The sequence below is a fragment of the Amygdalobacter indicium genome (assembly GCF_029101545.1).
GTDB classification, from domain to species: domain Bacteria; phylum Bacillota; class Clostridia; order Saccharofermentanales; family Fastidiosipilaceae; genus Amygdalobacter; species Amygdalobacter indicium.
On the sequence record NZ_CP118866.1, the window covers coordinates 246,965 to 267,353 of the forward strand.

Here is a 20,389-nt window from a genome sequence, read left to right on the forward strand (position 1 = left end):
AATGTTTTTAGGAATATAGAATAGCTTGGATTAGCGGTATTCGTGCCTGAAATATAGGTCTATGAGGTCGGATTAAAGGTACGTTGAGATTCCTTTATTTATTTTTACTGTAAAAATAATTTTAATATATAAAATAAGAGGCTGAATAATGAGATTTATTTTTAAGTACGTCAGAAATTATAAAAAAGAAGTGCTTTTTTGTCTAGGCGGAGCTATAGCTTTAGTTGCAATTCTGCTGGGATTGCCACTGCTTTTAGCCGAATTCATCGATAAAGGAATTATTTTGCATGATGAAAAAATTCTGCAGGCGACAATTGTTAAAATGACGGTACTGGTTGTCGGCAGCTCGATTTTTCTTTTGCTTTCACGTTACGGTCTGGCAACTCTGTCTTCCGGTGTCACGCGGGATATTCGCAACGATGTTTATCAAAAAATGATTAACCTGTCACAGCACGAGTTTCAGGAGTTCGGCGTATCAACGCTCAGCAACCGGATAACTACCGATGCTTTTATTATTTTGCAGTTTGTGCAGAATATTTTCGGATTGGGATTGACGGCACCGTTGGTGATGCTTTTTGCGATCGGGATGATTGCCGAAATTTCTTTGCCTTTGGGTTTACAGCTTCTGCCGACTTTGCCGGTTTTCGTTTTGATGATTTGGCTTTTAAGCAAAGTAACTTTGCCTATTTCCGGCGAATCTCAGAAAACTATTGATGATATTAACCGGAATCAAAGAGAGGCAATTCGCAGCTTGCGAGTCGTTCGGGCCTTTAATCGGCAAGATTATGTCGCCGAGAAATTTGCGCTGATCAATGAACGTTATCGCTGCTTAACCGCGAAACTTTTCAAGATTCTGGCCGTACCGCCGGCAGCTGCCTGGCTGATTATCGATCTTTCGCTTATTTTGGTTATTTTTTCCGGGGCGCAATTTATCTCTTACGGCGACTTGCAATTGGGTGACTTGGTTGCTTTTATTCAATATGTCATGGAGGCTTTATTCTCTATTGCCTTATTTATTAACGTTATAATAATGTATCCGAAAGCTATGGTTTCGGCCGACCGCCTGCGGGAGGTACTGGAGACTGAAATTTCAATTAAAAATTGTGCCGCCCCGATTATGGCGACGGATAATTCGGGCAGATTGGAATTCAGGAATGTGAATTTCATCTATCCCGATGCGCAGGAGCCGGTTTTGCGCAATATAAGCTTTACGGTTAATCCGGGAGAAACTGTGGCCTTTATCGGTTCTACAGGCTCCGGCAAGTCGACTATTGTGAAACTTATTCCCCGTTTCTATGATGTTTCCGACGGCGAAATTTTGTTGGACGGAATTAATATTAAAGACCTTGATTTACATGTTTTACGGGCAAAAATCGGTTATACGCCGCAAAAGGCCAATTTGTTCACCGGGGAAATACAGGATAACTTGAAATTCGGTTATGAATTTGCCGGAATAAACGATATGTTGTATGCCGTTGATATAGCACAGGCACGGGAATTTATCGACAAAACGCCGGAGGGGTTTGAAACTTATCTGTCCGAAGGCGGCAATAATCTTTCCGGCGGGCAAAAGCAACGCTTATCTATAGCCCGTTCGATTATCGGCGAGCATGAAGTTTATATTTTCGACGATTCGTTTTCCGCTTTGGATTATAAAACCGATGCTCAGGTGCGCAAATCTTTGCATGAACGTATAAAAAACGCTTCAACAATTATTGTGGCGCAGAGAATTGCGACAATAATGCAGGCGGACAAAATAATCGTTCTGGATCGCGGTACCATTGCCGCTCAGGGTCGGCACGAGGAGCTTTTACAAACATCGCAATTATACAGAGAAATTGCACACTCACAGTTAAGCGAGGAGGAATTAAATGCCTAATTCGAAGGGAATAATGCGCAAGCTTGCCAAATATATTTTTCAATACAAATTACGTTTGTTTATTTCGTTGACCTGCGTTTTGCTTATGACCGTCTCAAGTGTTTTGCAGCCTTATATTATCGGTCTGGCCATTACCGGCATCGGGAAAGACCTGATGGAGGTGCATGCGGGCTTGCGTAGCGGCATTGACTTCCGCTATTTAGGAAAAATTTTATTGCTTATTTTTTTTAACGGAATAATAAATGTTCTGACCAATTTTTTCAGCCTTTCACTTATGGCGGATATTGTGCAGAAAGCGATGCGGGATTTAAGGCGGGATATCTCGCTGAAAATAAACAGAATTGCCGTCAGTTATTTTGACAGCAATAAATTGGGCGATATTCTTTCCCGGGTAACCAATGATGTTGATACTATTTCCAATGCCTTACAGCAGGGGGCGGTCAATATCATGCTGAATATTTTGTCCATTCTTGCGTCCATCTTGATGATGACTATATTTTCGCTGAAGTTTTCCTTGCTGATTTTAGCGGCTATTCTGCTCAACTTTTTGTTGGGAAAATATATCATAAAATTTTCTCAGCCGATTTTTCAAAAGCAGGCCAATGCTTTGGGCTCACTTTTCGGTTTCGTGCAGGAGCAGCTTTCCGGGCAGGCGGAAATTTGTGCGTTTAATAAGGAGCAACTCTCGTTTGAGGTTTTTGTGCAGAAAAATAAAAAATTGTTTCTGCTCGGCCGTAATTCCACCTTTTTCTCGCAGATAATAAGTCCTCTGAGCTCTTTGGTGCTGAATTTGGCGTATATTGTTGTTTTTTATATAGGTGCGAAAATGGTTTATGCCGGTCTCTTTACAATCGGTAATTTGCAGGCTTTTATTTCTTATGTCGGCAATATCAAGGGAGCAATTAACAGTTCTACCGGTTTGATTCCGTTGCTGCAGGCCGCTTCGGCTTCCGGTAAAAGAATTTTCGATTTCCTGGAAACGCAGGAGATGCCGTCGGAGCTGCAGTGTGAAAAATTGCCGCAGAAGGTGAACGGGGCGGTAGAATTTCGCCATGTCGCTTTCGGTTATCGTCAGGATAAAAAGTTGATGCGGGATGTTTCTTTCAAGGTAAATCCGGGTGAAAAAGTCGCTATTGTCGGGCCGACGGGCGCCGGTAAGACTACTTTGGTAAATTTGTTGATGCGCTTTTATGAAGTTGATCAGGGGGAAATATATATCGACGGGATAAATATTAAGGAAGTGAACAAGGCGGATTTGCGTTCGCATATGGGTATGGTTTTGCAGGATGCCCGTCTTTTCGCCGGGACTGTAATGGAAAATATTCGCTTCGGTAAATTAACTGCCGGCGATATGGAGGTCAGGGAAGCTTGTCGGATAGCTAATGTTGATAGTTTTATAAAAACTTTGCCGGGAACTTATGAGATGAAAATTACAGAAGGCGGGGCAAATGTGTCTCAAGGGCAAAGACAGCTTATGACTATTGCCCGGGCACTTCTTGCTGCTCCGGATATTTTGATTTTGGATGAAGCGACGTCATCTGTCGACACGCGCCTGGAACGTTTAATTCAGGAAGCGATGGACAGAGTTACTGCCGGGAGAACCAGCTTCATCATTGCTCACAGATTGTCGACAATTAAGAATGCCGATTTGATTCTGGTTCTGCAAGACGGAGATATTATCGAGACGGGTAAGCATGAGGAGCTTATAGCGCGAAAAGGTTTTTATTACGAGCTTTACAATGCGCAGTTTAAGCAGGCGGAAGAACCGGCAGATATTCATATTACATATTGATTACAGCGAACAAATTCAGCCCGAAAATTCGGCTTTATGTAAAGACTGTAAATTTTTTTGCGTTGCAATGGGGCGAGCGCCCTTGTTAAAATGTGAAAGTAAAATTGTATAAAATCTGATCGAGGTAGACGATGAAAAGAAGTAGATTAACCGTATCCATATTGAGTTTGAGTTTGGCTGTATTAGTAGGTGCAGCCGGTATATTCGGCGGGGCTGAAGTAGTTGTTGCTGCAGAGACACAAACAGCAGCGGCCGAGCAGACTGTGAAAGTCTTAAAGCAGGTGAAATTCACTTTTCAGGTGAACGGTAAAGATTATCAGACCCGAGAAATAGCTGAACTTTATCAAAAGGGTGATAAGTACGGTTTGGAGCAGAACGATATTCAGTATACGGTCGCTCAAATTATCGGCGGCCTTTTAGCCGGTGTCCAGAATGATATTATGCAGGATAATCAGGGTAATTTACCGATGATTCTCGATAATATCAAGTACCCTGAAACTATCAATGACGGTGAAAATAAGCTCACGCTTGCAATTATCAAAGAATCGGATTTAACCGATGCGGCAGTAGAATCTCTGGCCGCTTCCGGTATTTCACCTGAACAATTGGCAGAACTTTTGCAGAAACAAAATAAAAAAATTTCTCCGCGCCAGATGCAATTATTCTCGGCTGTCCCGATTCAACGTCTGGCCGCCCTCCAAAAGTTGTACAAGGAAGCTGTGGAATCGGCACAATTGATTGCTGCCGGTAAAGTTCAGGCAAGCGACTCGGAGAAAGCGGCTGCCGCAGAATTGCTGCAGGTCAAAGCCTCTTTCGGTAATAAAGAAGCGGCGAAGTTCACTGAGGAGGAAATTAAGAAGGCAGGTGCTGCCGCGACAACTTTCAACAGCAAAATATCTGCTACCTTGAAGGCTGCCTTGCAGGCTTATAAAGAAAATCCAACTGCCGAGGGACAGGAAAACGGCGGTAATCCGGCACCGGTACCTTCACCGGCTCCGGCTCCGGCACCTACTGACACAACTGAAACACAGAAAGTGACTAGCGGTTCGAGCGATAAGAGCGTCGAACTATTGGAAAAAACGTCCACACCTGTAACGCCGGACAACCCTTTCATGGCTCGCTTTGCCGCAGAACCTTCAGACCTGACAGAGGTCGAAGTCGATGGCGAAAAGCTTAACCGGGGCCTTGATTATACGGTTACGCACGGCAGCACCGTGATTACTTTGACCAAGAATTATTTGCAGACTTTGACTGCCGGTGAACACACTTTAACTGCTGTGTTCTCTAACGGTGTCGGCTCGGCCTCTTTCGTTCTTGCTGAAAATCTCGCCGGTATGAAAACTACCCAAGCGAAAAAACAGGTTGCCAAAACCGGTGAGCTTGCAACAAGCGTCGGTGCCGGATTCATGGGAATTATCAGCTTGCTCGGGGCAGCTGTAATTAAAGGAAAAAAAGATAAGCTCGTAAAATAAAATTACGGGCCGGGCATAAATAATACGCAAAATAAAAGCTTGCTTATAGTTCCGATAACGGAATGAAGGCAAGCTTTTTTCTTGACCGGACAATATCGCAGTTACTTGGCGTAGATAGGGAATTTTGCCGTTAAGTCCAACGCTTCGGCCGCCAACGCCGTCAGAATGCTATCTGCAGTCGGATTACTTAAAGCTGTCACAATCATTTCAGCTACTCTTTCAGCCTCTTTTTCCTTAAAACCTCTGGTTGTAATCGCCGGTGTGCCGATACGAATACCGCTGGTGATAAAAGGCGATTGTGTTTCGCCGGGGATCGTATTTTTGTTCACGGCAATATGAATACTGCCGAGAATTTCCTCTGCGTCTTTGCCGGTTAAATTAAATTTAGTAACATCCAGCAGCATTAAATGGCTGTCTGTTCCGCCTGTTATAATTCTGGCCGGATTATTACCGTTAAAAACTTTCGCCATGGCTTGAGCGTTTTGCAGTATTTGGCGGCAATAGGTAGTGAACTCAGGTTGTAAAGCTTCATAAAAAGCAACAGCTTTGGCAGCAATTACATGCTCTAAAGGTCCGCCTTGACAGCCGGGGAATAAAGCTGAATTCAGTTTGCGGGCGTATTTTTCCCGGGCGAGGATCAGGCCGCCGCGCGGGCCTCTTAAAGTTTTGTGCGTGGTAGAGGTGACAACATCGGCGAAAGGTACAGGATTAGGATAAAGTCCGGCTGCAACCAAACCGGCTACATGGGCCATATCCACCATTAAAACGGCCCCGACTTCATCGGCAATCCGCCGAAATTCGGCAAAATCAAGCTTGCGGGAGTATGCGGAAAAACCGGCGATAATCATTTTGGGACGACATTCCAAGGCGGTTTGGCGCAGCTTAGCATAATTAATTCTCTCTGTTGTCGGATCAAGGCCGTAACTGACGGCGTGATATAGTTTACCGGAGAAATTGGCACTCGAACCGTGGGTCAAATGACCGCCGGCGCTCAGATCCATCCCCATGAAAGTATCTCCCGGCTGCAAAAAAGCCTGAAAGACTGCATTGTTCGCTTGGGAGCCGGAATGCGGTTGGACGTTGGCATATTCGGCGGAGAACAATTTTTTGGCCCGCTCAATCGCCAATTCTTCGATTTGATCGATAATTTTGCAACCGCCGTAATAACGTTTGTGCGGATAACCTTCGGCGTATTTATTGCTCAGAACGCTGCCTTGCGCCTGCAATACCTGACGGGAGACATAATTTTCGGAGGCAATTAATTCGATTTCCTCTTCCTGTCTTTTGCTTTCGGCGGCAATTAAATTAAATATTTCCTGATCTACTTCCTGATCGTGCTTTCTTTCTTCCGGCATCTTGTTTCCTCTTATTTCATAGATTTTAAGTCTATTATAAAGGAGCGTTGTGTATGAAAGAAAGATAAGTTTTGAATAATCAGCCGGCAATACCTATTTACAAACGGCGGGAGCGGAACAGGCCCGATGCGCCGGCTTTTGTAATTGGTGCCAAAGAAATAAGGTCTATTTTGTTATACAATTTAAAGGCTGTATTTCAGAGGCTGTAAATATCATTACACAGAACGCTGAAAGTTTATTAAATAAGGAGAAAAGCATGATCAAAATGCGACTTGTCCGGCTCTTGCAAGGAGCAGGGAAAAATATAATATATCAAATCATTTGGCAAACTGCGGTACTTATCGCGCAAATAGTGATAGTCCAAGCTTTGGCCGATTTTATCGCTGCCATCAGGCAAGAGGAACTACTCGGGCAGCAAATAGCAGTAACATTAATAACAATATTAATAGGCAGCAGCATTTGCTTTTTCGGGCACCGCTTATATTCTCGGGCCGGCTATCGGGCGACGCGTGACGTTAAACGCCTGCTGCGGCAGAAAATTTACGAAAAAGTCCTGCGCTTGGGCCCGTCCTACAAAGAGCAGAGCAAAAGTATCGCTATTGTGCAAATGGCAGGAGAAGGTGTAGAACAGCTGGAGACGTATTTCGGGCAATATCTCAGTCAATTTTTTTATGCCCTGATAGCGCCGTTAATTTTATTCGCCTACCTGTCATTTACCGTCAGCGTAAAAGTTGCGCTTACCCTGTATGTAACAGTTTGGCTGATTCCGCCGGTAATTATGATTGTGATGATCGTCGCCAAAAAATTATTGAGTAAATATTTCAAATCTTATTACAACTTAGGCGGCAATTTCCTGGAGAAGCTGAGAGGCATGACAACCTTGAAAATCTATCAGGCGGACGAAGCGGCAGCGGCGAGCATGGACGAAGAAGCGGAAAATTTCCGCAAAATTACCATGAAAGTATTATTGATGCAGTTAAACAGCATTTCAGTAATGGACGCTATTACCTATGTCGGTGCTTGCGGCGGCATAATTGTAGCTTTGCATCTCTTTGCCGCCGGTACAATTTCTTTGGCGGCGACAATTGTCGTGCTGTTTTTAGCCTTGGAATTTTTCTTGCCGATGCGGGCTCTGGGCAGCTTATTTCATATCGGTATGAACGGAATAAAAGCCGCAGACAGGATCTTTGCTTTCCTGGATTTGCCGGAACCGACTACGGGAGAAAAAGAATTAACGGCGGACAGGATTGCAATTGAATTGCAGCATCTCACCTTTGCTTATGAGCCGTCGCGGACAATTTTGCAGGATGTCAATATTGCGATTGCTCCCGGTTCATTTATCTCATTAGTCGGAGTTTCCGGTTCGGGTAAATCGACAATTGCATCTTTAATAATGGGTAAGCATCGGACATATAACGGTCAAATTAAATTTAACGGCACTGAACTGAGCGATTATACCTGTCACAGTATTATGGACAATATTACCTTAGTCGGCTCGAACAGTTGGATATTTCAAGGAACAGTCAGAGATAATCTCCTGCAGGGAAAGGCGACAGCAACTGTGGCGGAGATGGAAAAAGCTTTAGAAGAAGTTAATTTGCTTAACTTTGTCAGAGAAAGAGGCGGCTTGGATATGCCCGTTATGACCAACGGCAGCAATCTCTCCGGCGGTCAGAAACAGCGCTTGGCCTTGGCGCGGGCTTTGTTGCATGACACGCCTGTATATATTTTCGACGAGGCGACATCCAACGTGGATGTGGAAAGTGAAACTCTGATTATGCAGGTCATTCATCAGTTGGCAGCAAGGAAAACAATTCTCTTTATTTCGCACAAATTAGCTAATGTTGCGGACAGCGACAAAATTTATCTGCTGCAGAACGGTAAAGTTGCAGAAGCGGGAACACAGGCGGAATTAATGGACTTACAGGGAACATACTATAAATTGTTTACGGAGCAAAAAAGGCTTTTACGTTTCAGTACGACAAAGGAAGGTGAACAGGCATGAAAGAGAGAAGATCGGGCTTAGCGATTATGCGGCGTTTGATTGTTTTGGTCAAACCTTTAAGCGGGGTGATGGCTTTAGCGATTTTATTAGGTGTTACAGGCTTTTTGTGCGCGATATTTCTGCCGATATTAGGAGCTGTAGCTGTCGGTGATATAGCGACGGCGGCCGAATATATAAATTCGCCTTTTGCTTTCAGACTGTCATGGCGGCAAATAGTGCTGATAATGGTAATTATCGCAGCTTTAAGAGGCGTTTTGCATTACGGCGAACAATATTGTAATCATTACATAGCATTCCGGCTCTTAGCTCTCATTCGGCATCAGGTCTTTGCCAAATTGCGCCAATTGTGCCCGGCTAAGCTGGAGGGTAAAAATAAGGGTGATTTAATTGCCATCATCACAGCAGATATCGAATTGTTGGAAGTCTTTTTCGCCCATACGATTTCACCGATTGCGATAGCTTTTTTGACCTCGTTGATCATGTTGCTGTTTATCGGGGCGCAACATTGGCTGGCCGGAATAATCGCGCTGGTCGCTTATATTGTTGTCGGCGTCATTCTCCCTTTGTGGAACGGTAAACGCGGCGCGCAAAACGGTCTGGCTCTGCGTAATACGGTAGCTGATTTGGACACTTTTGTTCTCGACAGTTTATATGGTATGGATGAGATAATTCAGTACGGGCAGGGCGAGCAGGAACAGGCGAAATTAACGGCAAAAACGCAAAAATTGTCGCAGTATCAACAAAAAATGAGTGAGTTTAGCGGTTCGGAAAAATCAATCAGAAATTTGATTATCCAATTTTTCTCCTGGCTGCTGTTTTTCGTGATGTGCGTGCTTTACAAGCAGGGAACGGTATCTTTTACCAACGTACTTTTAGCGACAACGGCTATTTTCAGTTCTTTTGGACCGTTAGCGGCTCTATCTTCGCTTTCTAACGGCTTAAATCAGACTTTGGCAAGCGGCGAACGTGTTTTGAGTTTGTTGGAGGAAAAGCCGGAAGTTGAGGAAGAGACACAGGGCTTGGAGATGAATTATACCGGTACGGAAATTAAGCAAGTTTCCTTCGCTTATCAGGAAAAACCGGTATTGAGCGATGTTTCACTTGCAATTAAACGAGGGCAAGTATTGGGAATTTACGGTGCCAGCGGTTCGGGCAAGTCGACCCTGTTAAAATTATTAATGCGCTTTTACGATGTAAATAGCGGCGAAATTCTCGTTTCACAGGAAAATATTAAAGCGATTAACACAAGTTCTTTGCGCCGCATGATGAGCTATGTAACTCAGGAAACGCAGATTTTTTCTACAACAATTCTTGATAATATTAAGGTTGCTAAATTAAACGCTACAACGGCGGAAGTAGAAGCGGCAGCGAAAAAAGCCGGTTTGCATGACTTTGTGCTGAGCTTGCCGCAGGCTTACCGCACGCACATCGGCGAATTAGGGGATACGCTGTCCGACGGGGAAAAGCAGCGAATCGGTTTGGCGCGCGCTTTTTTGCATGCAGCCGATTTGATTTTACTGGATGAACCGACAAGTAATCTGGATGCCCTGAACGAGGGAATTATCCTGGATTCATTGGAGTCCGCTGTTGCCTCGGCAAGCGATAAAACTATCGTATTGGTTTCGCACAGACGCTCAACTTTGTCGATTGCCGATCGGATTTTTACCCTGAAAAAAGCTTGAGCCGTTGCTGCAGCCTCTGTCCCGGCCGCCTTTTACTTGAAGGAGAGAAGTATTTTTATACGCTATGCATATAAATAAAACTTAAGACTTTCTAATGGTTATAGCGGTTACCGTTACAAAATTATTCTTTTGTGCTAATATGGTTGGCGATATATTGCTGCGAACCGAAATTAGGCGGTTGGCAGGGAAAAGAGGCAGGTTGTATGAACAAATTACAGACGTTTTTGCGAAAAAAAGATGTAATTATTTCTTGGAAACGCTACGGCATTGACGCTTTGGGTGCAATGGCTCAAGGCTTGTTTTGTTCTTTGTTGATCGGAACAATTATTAACACAATCGGCACACTGTTTCAGTTGCCTTTTCTCACGCAAACTATTGCTACCATTTCAAAAGTTAATTACACTTTGGGCGGCTTGGCGATGGTTATGAGCGGCCCGGCGATGGCTGTTGCAATCGGTTTTGCTTTGAAATGTCCGCCGCTGGTCCTGTTTTCCTTGACGACAGTCGGTTTCGCATCCAATGCCTTAGGCGGTGCCGGCGGTCCGTTGGCAGTTTTGTTTGTGGCTATTATTACGGCTGAAGTGGGTAAGTTGGTGGCCGGAGAGACTAAGATCGATATTCTGGTTAGCCCTTTGGTCACAATCGCCGTGGGTACTTTTCTTTCCTGGTTGATTGCCCCGTCGCTGGGTAAATTGGCGATGTCTTTAGGACGAGTAATTATGTGGGCGACGGAATTGCAACCTTTATTGATGGGAATTTTGGTTTCCGTTCTGGTCGGCGTAGCTTTAACTTTGCCCATTTCTTCCGCCGCTATCTGTGCTGCGTTGGGCTTAACGGGTCTGGCAGGTGGAGCTGCATTGGCCGGTTGCTGTGCGCAAATGGTCGGATTTGCCGTTATTTCTTTCAAAGTTAACGGTTGGGGCGGAATTGTTTCGCAAGGTATCGGAACTTCGATGTTGCAGATGCCCAATATTGTGAAAAATCCGAAAATCTGGCTGGCACCGACTATAACATCCGCAATTACCGGCCCGTTGGCAACTTGCGTTTTCGGTTTGCAAATGAACGGTGCAGCGATCAATTCCGGGATGGGAACTTGCGGATTATGCGGCCAAATCGGGGTATTTACCGGTTGGGTCAAAGATATTGCCGGCGGTGTGAAGGCGGCGATTACACCTTTTGACTGGCTCGGCTTAATTCTGATCAGCTTTGTTTTACCGGCAGTAATTGCTGTTATTATTAACAGTATTTGTAAGAAAATGCACTTGGTGCAGGATGCCGATTTTAAATTGTAAAATAAGGCTTCGAGCACTTATGCCGGCGGCACATGGATGTGTCGCCGTTTGCAAATGGCTTAATATCCTTTATCATAAGGATATTATTTAAGACGGGAGTAATATTGCAATGGCGCAAAATGAGACGATTTATTTAGCCGGCGGCTGCTTTTGGGGTTTGGAACATGCTCTTAAAATGTTGGACGGAGTGAAGGAGACTACGGTCGGCTATGTCAACGGTCAGACTGCCGATCCTGATTATGAGGCTGTTTGCAGCGATACCACCGGTTACAAAGAGGCGGTTAAAGTTATCTATGACGCGCAGGTTATTACGCTTGAGAAGATTTTGCGGGCGTTTTTTATTTGTATTAAGCCGGAGCAGAAAGACGGTCAGGGCTATGACACGGGTACGCAATATCAGACGGGTGTTTATTATATTGACCCGCAAACAGCTGCTGTCTGTGCCCGCTTTTTTGCCGCCGAGCGCCTCAAACATCCGGCGTTCTTCACGGAACTTGACGCTATGCATAATTTTTATCCGGCCGAAACTTATCATCAGGATTATTTACAGAAAAATCCCGGAGGTTATTGTCATATTTCCCAACATGAATTTGCTGCGGTTAAAGCTTTAAATCAAGAGAAATAGGACGGGGCGCCTTCTGCCTTCTTTCGATTAAAGTATAATTATGATACAATTGACTTAAATCTGCGGCAGACAGGCATTAATATTGCCGTTTGCCGGAAATTAGGAGCACGGGGGTGGAATTTATGAGTGATTATCAGAAATTTCAGGCGGAAATTCTGGACGTCAAATTGACCGTAGAAGCGGCAAATACTTTTACAGCTGATTTTATTAATTGTAATGCAGCTGATTTTGCGATTGAAAAAGTCGGCGACACGATTAAACTTATTCAGAAAAAAAGAGTGCAAATTAATCGTAATTGGCACACTTGGATTATCGAAGGTATGTGCGAAGTGAAAATTACTTTGCCGGCGAGTTTGGAATTTTGCCGGATTGCAGCGGCAAGCGGCATTGTTATTGTGCAGGGCCTGCAACTTAAGCAATTAGAGGTTGAAGTTAGTGACGGGACGGCGACAGCTAAAGATGTTCAGGCGGATGATGTGAGCTTGTTTTGCGAGGACGGCATCGCCAACGGCAAAAATATTATTGTCAGAAAGTTGTGTAAAATCAGCACCGATAACGGGGTCAGTAAGTTGAGCGGCAAACTGAATTTTCCTTATGAGCTCAGTGTTGTTTGTGAAAACGGCTTGACGGACAGCGAGGAAGAAGAGCAGCGGGAGCTTTATGCGGCGGATAATCTGCCGGCTGCGGCAGCTATAGGCGGAACAGCGGCAAGCCCGGCGCAATATCGGGTTTACTGCGAGAACGGCATCGCCACTTACAATCTGATTTAATTCTTTTCGATATTTATTTTTTATAGGAGCGGAAATCCGGTCGGCGCCCGGTGTTTCCCTCTTTTTTTATATTTTGCGGCGGTGAATGTTACAGCCGAATGATTGCGCGGGCAGTGCAAATAAGCGATAATTGGGAGGGAAAATTAATATGAAGTGGTGATTCGATGAGCAAGTTGAAAAAAACGGCAGTTATTTTTGCCCTGATTACATCTATTATTTTAGGTGTTTTAGGCAATTTTGCGGTTAAGGCGCAAGAGCCCGATACCGGTAAATATACTTTAAACTTGGAGTACACTGATGATCAGCAGGGACAGCCGATTAATAAACTCAGTATAGCTGATGAAAGCAGAACGTCAGTTACTGTTGATATCAGCGGCAGCCGCACAAGTTTGGAAAAACCCTATATCAGTATTCGCGGACCTAAGGCTTTTATTAAGAGCTTGAGTGTCACCGATATTCCTTCCAAGTCTTCTTCTTATACTTTAAGTTTAGTGAAAGAAGGCGATAATACCTGCTTGCAGATAACTTTCGCTAAATTGCAGGGAGGCGATAAGTTCAGCTTTTTCGTCACAGGCAAATATCGGGAGTATTTTACCCCCGACAAGCAACAGGTTCCGTTGGAGGCGGAATTGTTTGACGCTAAAGGCCAAAGTCTAGTCAAGTCGCAAGTTTTAACGTATACGATTGAGGTGAATAAGCCGACTTTTACTAAGAGCGTTGACAAGCAGGAACAGGAAGCGGGAGAAGATGATAACGGCTATGTAAAAAGCGGGACGGAGCAGGCAATTCCGTTCAAATTTAACTTTGGCGGCAAGGAGTTCGGCATGGACATCGACCGCGCAATTACTGCCGGCGAAGTTAAGGATATTTTGCCGACCTATACGGATAAGAACGGGCAATTGCAAGTAGCAGAAGTAGATACGGCGAAAAGTAAAGGTTGGAAAGTAAGCGCGGACAAAAAAACGGCTGTCTACAAATTTGAAAAGACTTGGGATCAACTTTACGGTTTTACATCCTATTACGATATTGAAGTTGCGCCGTTGTATCTTAAATTCCCGCTGGCAAAATTAAACACGGCAGTCAGCAACAAGGCAAATTATAAACTGGTTCCGAGCTCCAAACAGGCCGGTGAAAACGATTATACAGGCGAGAGTGTCTGCCAAGTGACTTTAATTCCAGTAGCAGCGCAAAAAGAAGTAAATATCACACTTTATAAGTATGCCGATAAAGATCAAGTCCAGGATACGACAGCGGAGAAAGCCAAAGAACAGACGTGGACCGTCAGGTATGAGGCGGATCAGGAGTCGCAGAATGTTATCATGTTGGAAGAGCCTGATAAACGTTTGTATATTACTGAAATAAAAGACCAAGGCTATCCGGCTAAAATCGTTCCGGCAATTACTAAAGTTGAAGGACGCTTGGCTGACGGCAATTGGGAAGCAGCCGAGAAAAAAAGCAGCGGCTGGTTCCTTTTCGGCAACGACAATACGTACAAAATTAAGGATGCGAGCAAATATCAGGCTTTGAGAATCAGCTTTAAGAAATTGCCGCCCAATCTGCAGCAGTTCGGCACCGATGCTCCGATTTTGCAAATTAAGACGAAATTCCGGGAGCCTGATAAAATCAAGGCGGAAGCCGACGATACGGCGAATATTTACAAGAATACAGTAAAAATCAAGGACAAATCGGTTGAAGCAAGCTTCAAATTGCAAGCCTTCTCCGCCCCTTTCGGCTTTTCTCTCACATCGGAAAAAGCCGGCCAAAGCGTGAGTAACGGCGAAGAAATAAAAGCGGAAATCAAATTTGCCAACACCGTAGCGGAGCAGGATAAGACGAAGCAACGCAAGATTGTCGTTATTATTCCTGACGGCCTGACTTATACCGGTTCCGATCGGTGGAGTGCGGAAATATATCCTTATACCAACAAAATTCGTAAAAAAGAAATTATCCCTGATTATCACGCTTCAGGAAAGACGGCACTTGTTTATACTTTGAACGATTGTGCCAAAACAAATTTAGTTGATGATCAGGAAGCAAAAATCAGTATGCGCTTTGCGGTCAAGGACCTTTATCGGCGCCAAAGTTTGGAACTGCGTGCTTATTACAGTTTTGAAGGCGTGGAAACGGCGGAATTGACTAATTTGCCGTCTGCTTTATTTAATAATAATGCGGAGAAAGTTGCCGATAAATATGACATTAATGATAACGGCAAAAAAGACGACCTCGTTGCCACTTGCGCCGTTACTTTCAATCCGCAACTGACGCGCGGTTTATGGGCGAGAACTTTAGTCGGGAGGACGGAAGACGGCTTATCGCCCGACAGTATCGCTTTGAAGGCGAATGAACCGACGATTCTGGCTTTATGTTTAAATAATTCTTTGAGGACAGCACAAAAAGGTTTGGTAATGTACGCAACTTTACCGCATAAGGACGATAAGACTATCATGCCGAATCAGGCAGGAGTTTATTCGCCGCGCGGCAGCAGTACGGACTTGCATTTGACAGGAGCGGTTAAGACCCCCGTCGGCTATGATGTGTATTATTTGACGGAAAATCCGCCGGAAAAGGCGGAAGAGGCGCTGGCTTTATCTTCCTGGACGAAAAATGTAACTGATTGGAGTCAGGTTAAAGCCTTTAAGTTGGTAGCGCAGGCGCAGACGGAATTAGCTGTCAATTCCGAACTGCTCGTCACGGCACCGGTACAAGCCGCGCAAGCTGAGGCTAATGATGTGGCAGTTGCTTCTTTTGCTTACAAGGTAGAGCAACAGCCTAATTTAGTAGAGGCGAATAACGTCAGACTTATCATGCCGAAAGAGTATACTTTGAAGAAAATTTGGCAGGGTGCCGAGTGGTATAACAAAGTTAAAGCCGGATATACGGGAGCGGCAGATTTACCGGCAGTCAAAATTCAAATTAAAGAAGCTAACACGGCGGAGAAAAAGGTGATGCAAACAGTCACCCTTTCAGCGCAAAACAAGTGGGAGCAGAAGGTGCAACTGCCTGCTTATATCGGGGCGGAAGCGGCAAAATACACATTTGCGGAAGAAAAACCGACAGAGCCGGGCTTTGCCGACTCAACGACAACAATTAATGTCAAGCCGACGGAAGTTGAGATTGTCAACACCCTGAATATCAAAGCAAGCATAAGTAAGACCTTTACTAAGGAAAAAGACACGCTGAAAATGGACGAGTATCCCGGTGCGACTTTGATTTTACAAAAAGCTCATACCGGCAAAGATGATTGGCAGGAATACAAACGTTATGTCGTTGCGGCCGGGCAGGAAAAATTCAGACAGGAAGAAACTTTGCCCATAGCAGATAAGGACGGCGAATTGACTTATAAACTGACAGAAACCGCAGCGAAAGATGGCTGGGAATGTCAAGGCGGTCAGTTGCAATTGGACCAGGCAACGCCATTTAAGGCCAACTTGTCTTTGACAAATACCTGGAAGAAAAAAGCAGGCCCGGTTCAATATGAGATTAAGGGGCATAAGCTCTTAAAGGCGAACAAAGACCAAGCTCAATTGCCGGAAATTACGGGTAAATATCAGTTTAAGCTGGCAGGAGAAGCCGGTGCTCCGTTGCCGGATAATCTGCAGGCGGAAAATCAGGCTGACGGCAGTATCAAGTTTTCCCCGATTACTTTCAAGTATGAAGATTTGGCCGGCGCTCAGAGCAAAACATTCACTTATACCGTGACGGAGAGCGGCACTGTCAAGGATGTGCAGAATGATGCGGAAAATGAAAAATCTTTCGCTTTAACTTTAAGTTTAAAGGCAGACGGGAACTTGCAGGTGGAAGCGACAGCGGATGCTTCTGCCAAGGCAACTGTGCAGCCGGGGTTATTCTGTTTCACCAACGTTTATCAGGTAAAAGCACCGGAGCCGACGCCTTCAGCCAAGAAACCTACTGTCAAGCCGACAAATAAGCCGACAAGCGGCCCGACACAGGCACCTGTGCCGGAAAAAGAAGATTCCTTGCCGCACAGTGATCAACATAAACCGATAGTCGCCAAAACCGGCGAAAGTAAAGCTGCAACCAAACTGCTTGCTCTGTTCCTCTTCGGGACAGCCGGAGCTTTGCTAAGTAAGAAAAACGAGGTGCGAAAATGAGAGAAAACGAATTGCCGCTTCTGGAATATGATGACGATAAAAATGCCGTACTTATGCCGAATCACGATAACTTACAACTGCACTTGCCGCCTAAGGCTATTTTCGCCTTTTTAGGTTCTGAAATTGATCATTATGCGCAAAGCCGAAAGGCGAAAATTGTAGCGAATTTTGTTTCGGCGACTAAAAGCTACCCTATATATTTGTTGCAGCTGCAGGGGACGGAAGTCTGTCTGGTACAAGCGCCCGTCGGCGCCCCGGCAGCGGTGCAGATTTTTGAATGGTTAATTGCTTACGGGGTTAAAGAAGTTATCAGTGCCGGCTCCTGCGGCGTGTTGGTCGATTGGGCGGAAAATTCCTTTCTTATTCCCGTAGAGGCTGTGCGCGATGAAGGAACATCGTATCATTATCTGCCGCCGAGTCGCTCTGTCTCTGTTTCCAGGCAGGCGGTAGATGCCATCAGGCAAACTTTGCAGGCGCATAACTTGCCCTACAATGAAGTTAAAACTTGGACGACGGACGGCTTTTTCCGGGAGACTGCAGCTAAAGTCGAGCGCCGGAAGGCTGAAGGCTGTCAGGTTGTAGAAATGGAATGTGCCGCTTTGGCTGCCTGCGCTCAAATGCGGGGAATTGTTTGGGGCGAAATTTTATATACCGCCGATACTTTGCATGATCCGGCAAATTATGACGGACGCAGTTGGGGTGAAGATTCGATTGCCCCCGCTTTGCAATTATGTCTGGAAGCTGTTATGAAAATTTGAATTGGCGGTCGGTTGCGCCCGGTTGTCGCCGGAAATTGCGCTTTCGGCGACAATTGTCAATCGCACTTGCTACTATGCAACTGCTGTTTCAGCTATAATTTCGCCATAATCATCATGATGAATTTGAGTTGGAAACGGAGCATTTTTATGATTTTGGCAGATAAAATATTGGAACTGCGTAAACAAAACGGTTGGTCGCAGGAGGAATTGGCGGACAAATTGGGTGTCAGTCGCCAAGCTATTTCTAAATGGGAAGGCGCACAAAGCATCCCGGATATGGAACGGATAATTGCCTTGAGCCGTTTGTTCGGGGTTACTACGGATCTTCTGGTGAAAGATGAACTTGATATTATGGGGAAGAACGGCGACGCAGATGAAAATATCTGCAAGGAAGAAGCCGGCGTGCGGATGCGAGTAATTGAGTTGGAAGAAGCAGCCGCTTATATTGCTCACAGAATATCATATGCCGCCTACGTTGCTTTAGGGGTTCTTCTTTGTATTCTGGCGGCAATCCCGGTAATCGGCAGCGAGTTTTTGCTTTTTCCTGCAGTCAAGGCGCAAGTCACTGAAACTTTGGGTTTAGCCTTCAGTGTTGCCATTATTACCGTAGCTGTAGCTATTTTTATTATTCAGGGTTTCCGCGAGAAGCGTTATCAATATTTGGAAAAAGAGGACTTTGAAACGGCTTACGGTGTTGACAGTGTGCTCAAAGAACGCTTGGAACGTTTCCTGCCGTCATATCTGCTGCAGACGGTCAGCGGCGTCGTTTTATGTATGGTTGCCTTTATTTTTCTGATAATTTCGGATGTAGTGCCGCAGTTTTATCAACTTTCATCCGGGCTTTTTGTAGTCATTGCGATTGCTTTGGTGGCAGCAGCTGTTTATTTATTCGTGCAGGCGAATATTATCCGCTCGTCCTATTACTGTTTATTAAAGCCGAAGAAAAAAACTGTCTATCCGGAAAAGATTAGGTTATTGCTCCAAGCTTACTGGCTTATAATTATCTGCATTTATTTAGCCTACAGTTTCATCACGTCCGATTGGGGAAAAAGCTGGATTGTTTGGCCGTTAGCCGCATTGATTTACGGAGTAATAGAAGCAGTGCTCAAAGCGTGGAGGCTCGGAGAGAAATAAGTGACTTTCAGTCGCCGGCCGCGTTTGGAGAGCCGTTCACAACTTTTGTGACGAATAACAGGTGCCGGTCGGACGAAATATGGTATGCTTGCGCCTATATTACCTTAAAGGAGGCAACCTTAAGTAATCAAAATCATTGATAATGGTGATTGAATATGTTAAAATATACTTATAGAGTATATTGCTATGAACACATCTAATATCACTAATTACAAAAAATGATAATCGTCAGATTGTTATTTATGCCGGAGTATCTACAAGAAACTTTCGTAAGTATAAAAAGCAAATAGAAGGGGATGAGGAAATTGCTAAAGAGCTTCAAAACGGAAATAAATCCGACAGTTGAGCAAAAAATCAAGATTAACAAGACTATCGGCACTTGCAGATATGTTTACAACTTCTATCTTGATCACAACAAAGCCTTATACGATAAAGGCGAAAGGTTTATGACCGGCAAGAGCTTTAGCGTCTGGCTCAACAATGAGTACATTCCTAATAACCCTGAAAAAGTATGGATTAAAGAAGTGTATGCAAAAGCTGTAAAAAAGTCTATTGAAGATGGATATACTGCATTTACAAGATTTTTTAAACATCAAAGTGCTTTTCCTAATTTCAAAAAGAAAGGTAAATCTGATGTAAAAATGTATTTCGTAAAGAACAATCCTAAAGATTGCAGCTGCGAGAGACATAGGTTGAACATCCCCACTTTAGGTTGGGTACGCATTAAAGAAAAAGGCTATATACCGACAACTAAAGACGGCTGGAAAATCAAAAGCGGTACAGTATCCATCAAAGCAGGCAGATATTATGTGTCGGCTCTTGTGGAAATTCCCGCCGCTAAGGCCGCTAAGATTGCTGATAACAGCAATGACGGTATAGGAATTGACCTTGGTTTGAAAGACTTGGCGATTGTTTCTAACGGTAAAACCTATAAAAATATCAACAAGTCGGCAAGAGTAAAAAAATTGGAAAAGAAATTGCGCAGAGAACAAAGATGTCTCTCACGCAAGTATGAGGATTTAAAGAAGGGAGAGTCCACTCAAAAGAATATACAAAAGCAAAAGCTCAAAGTGCAAAGACTTCATCATAGAATGGATAATATCCGTACTGACTACATCAATAAATTAATAGTCGAGATAGTGAAAGCCAAGCCATCTTATATAACAATTGAAGATTTGAATGTATCAGGAATGATGAAGAACAGACATCTATCCAAAGCCGTTGCATCACAAAAGTTCTATGAATTTAGAACTAAGCTTAAAGCTAAGTGTGATGAAACCGGTATTGAATTAAGAGTCGTAGACAGATGGTATCCATCATCCAAAACATGTCACTGCTGTGGAGCTGTCAAGAAAGATTTGAAGCTTTCAGATAGAATATACCGTTGTGATTGTGGCTATGTCGAGGATAGGGATTTTAATGCAGCACTTAATCTGAGAGATGCTTTAACTTACGAAGTTGCATAATGAAAGCAAACGTAAGTATGTACTGCGGGCTATCGCAGGAATTTACG

Annotated in this window: 13 protein-coding genes; 12 read left to right on the forward strand and 1 reads right to left on the reverse strand. The window is 44.3% G+C overall.

Annotated elements, in window-relative coordinates:
• The first annotated feature begins 148 nt into the window (after positions 1–148).
• The 3 genes from PYS60_RS01030 (at position 149) to PYS60_RS01040 (ending at position 5,143) form a co-directional block, all read left to right on the forward strand.
• The gene (locus tag PYS60_RS01030) at positions 149–1,879 is read left to right on the forward strand and encodes an ABC transporter ATP-binding protein (RefSeq protein ID WP_315570046.1); all 1,731 of its coding nucleotides are present in this window, start codon (positions 149–151) and stop codon (positions 1,877–1,879) included.
• Positions 1,872–3,671 (forward strand): ABC transporter ATP-binding protein, encoded by a 1,800-nt coding sequence (locus PYS60_RS01035; protein ID WP_315570048.1) that lies wholly within the window; start codon positions 1,872–1,874, stop codon positions 3,669–3,671. Before PYS60_RS01030 ends, PYS60_RS01035 begins: the two co-directional genes overlap by 8 nt.
• A gap of 131 nt (positions 3,672–3,802) precedes the next feature.
• Complete coding sequence (locus PYS60_RS01040) at positions 3,803–5,143, forward strand: X2-like carbohydrate binding domain-containing protein (protein WP_315570050.1); 1,341 nt, start codon at positions 3,803–3,805, stop codon at positions 5,141–5,143.
• A gap of 101 nt (positions 5,144–5,244) precedes the next feature.
• Here the strand turns inward: PYS60_RS01040 and PYS60_RS01045 are convergent, their stop codons facing one another.
• Positions 5,245–6,498: a serine hydroxymethyltransferase gene (locus tag PYS60_RS01045; protein WP_315570052.1), complete on the reverse strand. Its 1,254-nt coding sequence runs from the start codon at positions 6,496–6,498 to the stop codon at positions 5,245–5,247.
• A 256-nt stretch (positions 6,499–6,754) separates the two neighbouring features.
• On the opposite strand from PYS60_RS01045, the gene PYS60_RS01050 reads away from it, so the two are divergent.
• The 9 genes from PYS60_RS01050 (at position 6,755) to PYS60_RS01090 (ending at position 20,342) form a co-directional block, all read left to right on the forward strand.
• Positions 6,755–8,503 (forward strand): ABC transporter ATP-binding protein/permease, encoded by a 1,749-nt coding sequence (locus PYS60_RS01050; protein ID WP_315570054.1) that lies wholly within the window; start codon positions 6,755–6,757, stop codon positions 8,501–8,503.
• Complete coding sequence (locus PYS60_RS01055; RefSeq protein ID WP_315570056.1) at positions 8,500–10,185, forward strand: amino acid ABC transporter ATP-binding/permease protein; 1,686 nt, start codon at positions 8,500–8,502, stop codon at positions 10,183–10,185. Before PYS60_RS01050 ends, PYS60_RS01055 begins: the two co-directional genes overlap by 4 nt.
• A gap of 203 nt (positions 10,186–10,388) precedes the next feature.
• The gene (locus tag PYS60_RS01060; protein WP_315570058.1) at positions 10,389–11,477 is read left to right on the forward strand and encodes a PTS transporter subunit IIC; all 1,089 of its coding nucleotides are present in this window, start codon (positions 10,389–10,391) and stop codon (positions 11,475–11,477) included.
• Positions 11,478–11,586: 109 nt separating this feature from the next.
• Complete coding sequence (gene msrA, locus PYS60_RS01065) at positions 11,587–12,102, forward strand: peptide-methionine (S)-S-oxide reductase MsrA (protein ID WP_315570060.1); 516 nt, start codon at positions 11,587–11,589, stop codon at positions 12,100–12,102.
• 122 nt (positions 12,103–12,224) lie between these two features.
• Positions 12,225–12,872, forward strand: a complete 648-nt coding sequence (locus PYS60_RS01070) for a hypothetical protein (RefSeq protein ID WP_315570062.1) — start codon at positions 12,225–12,227, stop codon at positions 12,870–12,872.
• Between the two features lie 164 nt (positions 12,873–13,036).
• A complete protein-coding gene (locus tag PYS60_RS01075) occupies positions 13,037–16,984 on the forward strand; it encodes a Spy0128 family protein (protein WP_315570064.1) in 3,948 nt (1,315 codons plus the stop codon).
• The gene (locus tag PYS60_RS01080) at positions 16,981–17,742 is read left to right on the forward strand and encodes a nucleoside phosphorylase (protein ID WP_315570065.1); all 762 of its coding nucleotides are present in this window, start codon (positions 16,981–16,983) and stop codon (positions 17,740–17,742) included. Before PYS60_RS01075 ends, PYS60_RS01080 begins: the two co-directional genes overlap by 4 nt.
• A 147-nt stretch (positions 17,743–17,889) precedes the next feature.
• Entirely contained in the window at positions 17,890–18,876 is a 987-nt protein-coding gene (locus tag PYS60_RS01085; RefSeq protein ID WP_315570066.1) for a helix-turn-helix domain-containing protein, read from the forward strand.
• Positions 18,877–19,181: 305 nt separating this feature from the next.
• Positions 19,182–20,342 carry an RNA-guided endonuclease InsQ/TnpB family protein gene (locus PYS60_RS01090; RefSeq protein WP_390866560.1) on the forward strand — a complete coding sequence of 387 codons (1,161 nt, stop codon included), beginning with the start codon at positions 19,182–19,184 and terminating at the stop codon, positions 20,340–20,342.
• Positions 20,343–20,389: the final 47 nt, after the last annotated feature.

Excerpts from the sequence above, each read along its gene's own strand:
- PYS60_RS01030 (WP_315570046.1), top strand. The coding sequence starts at position 149 with ATGAGATTTATTTTTAAGTACGTCAGAAATTATAAAAAAGAAGTGCTT.
- PYS60_RS01035 (WP_315570048.1), top strand. The coding sequence starts at position 1,872 with ATGCCTAATTCGAAGGGAATAATGCGCAAGCTTGCCAAATATATTTTT.
- PYS60_RS01040 (WP_315570050.1), top strand. The coding sequence starts at position 3,803 with ATGAAAAGAAGTAGATTAACCGTATCCATATTGAGTTTGAGTTTGGCT.
- PYS60_RS01045 (WP_315570052.1), bottom strand. The coding sequence starts at position 6,498 with ATGCCGGAAGAAAGAAAGCACGATCAGGAAGTAGATCAGGAAATATTT.
- PYS60_RS01050 (WP_315570054.1), top strand. The coding sequence starts at position 6,755 with ATGATCAAAATGCGACTTGTCCGGCTCTTGCAAGGAGCAGGGAAAAAT.
- PYS60_RS01055 (WP_315570056.1), top strand. The coding sequence starts at position 8,500 with ATGAAAGAGAGAAGATCGGGCTTAGCGATTATGCGGCGTTTGATTGTT.
- PYS60_RS01060 (WP_315570058.1), top strand. The coding sequence starts at position 10,389 with ATGAACAAATTACAGACGTTTTTGCGAAAAAAAGATGTAATTATTTCT.
- msrA (WP_315570060.1), top strand. The coding sequence starts at position 11,587 with ATGGCGCAAAATGAGACGATTTATTTAGCCGGCGGCTGCTTTTGGGGT.
- PYS60_RS01070 (WP_315570062.1), top strand. The coding sequence starts at position 12,225 with ATGAGTGATTATCAGAAATTTCAGGCGGAAATTCTGGACGTCAAATTG.
- PYS60_RS01075 (WP_315570064.1), top strand. The coding sequence starts at position 13,037 with ATGAGCAAGTTGAAAAAAACGGCAGTTATTTTTGCCCTGATTACATCT.
- PYS60_RS01080 (WP_315570065.1), top strand. The coding sequence starts at position 16,981 with ATGAGAGAAAACGAATTGCCGCTTCTGGAATATGATGACGATAAAAAT.
- PYS60_RS01085 (WP_315570066.1), top strand. The coding sequence starts at position 17,890 with ATGATTTTGGCAGATAAAATATTGGAACTGCGTAAACAAAACGGTTGG.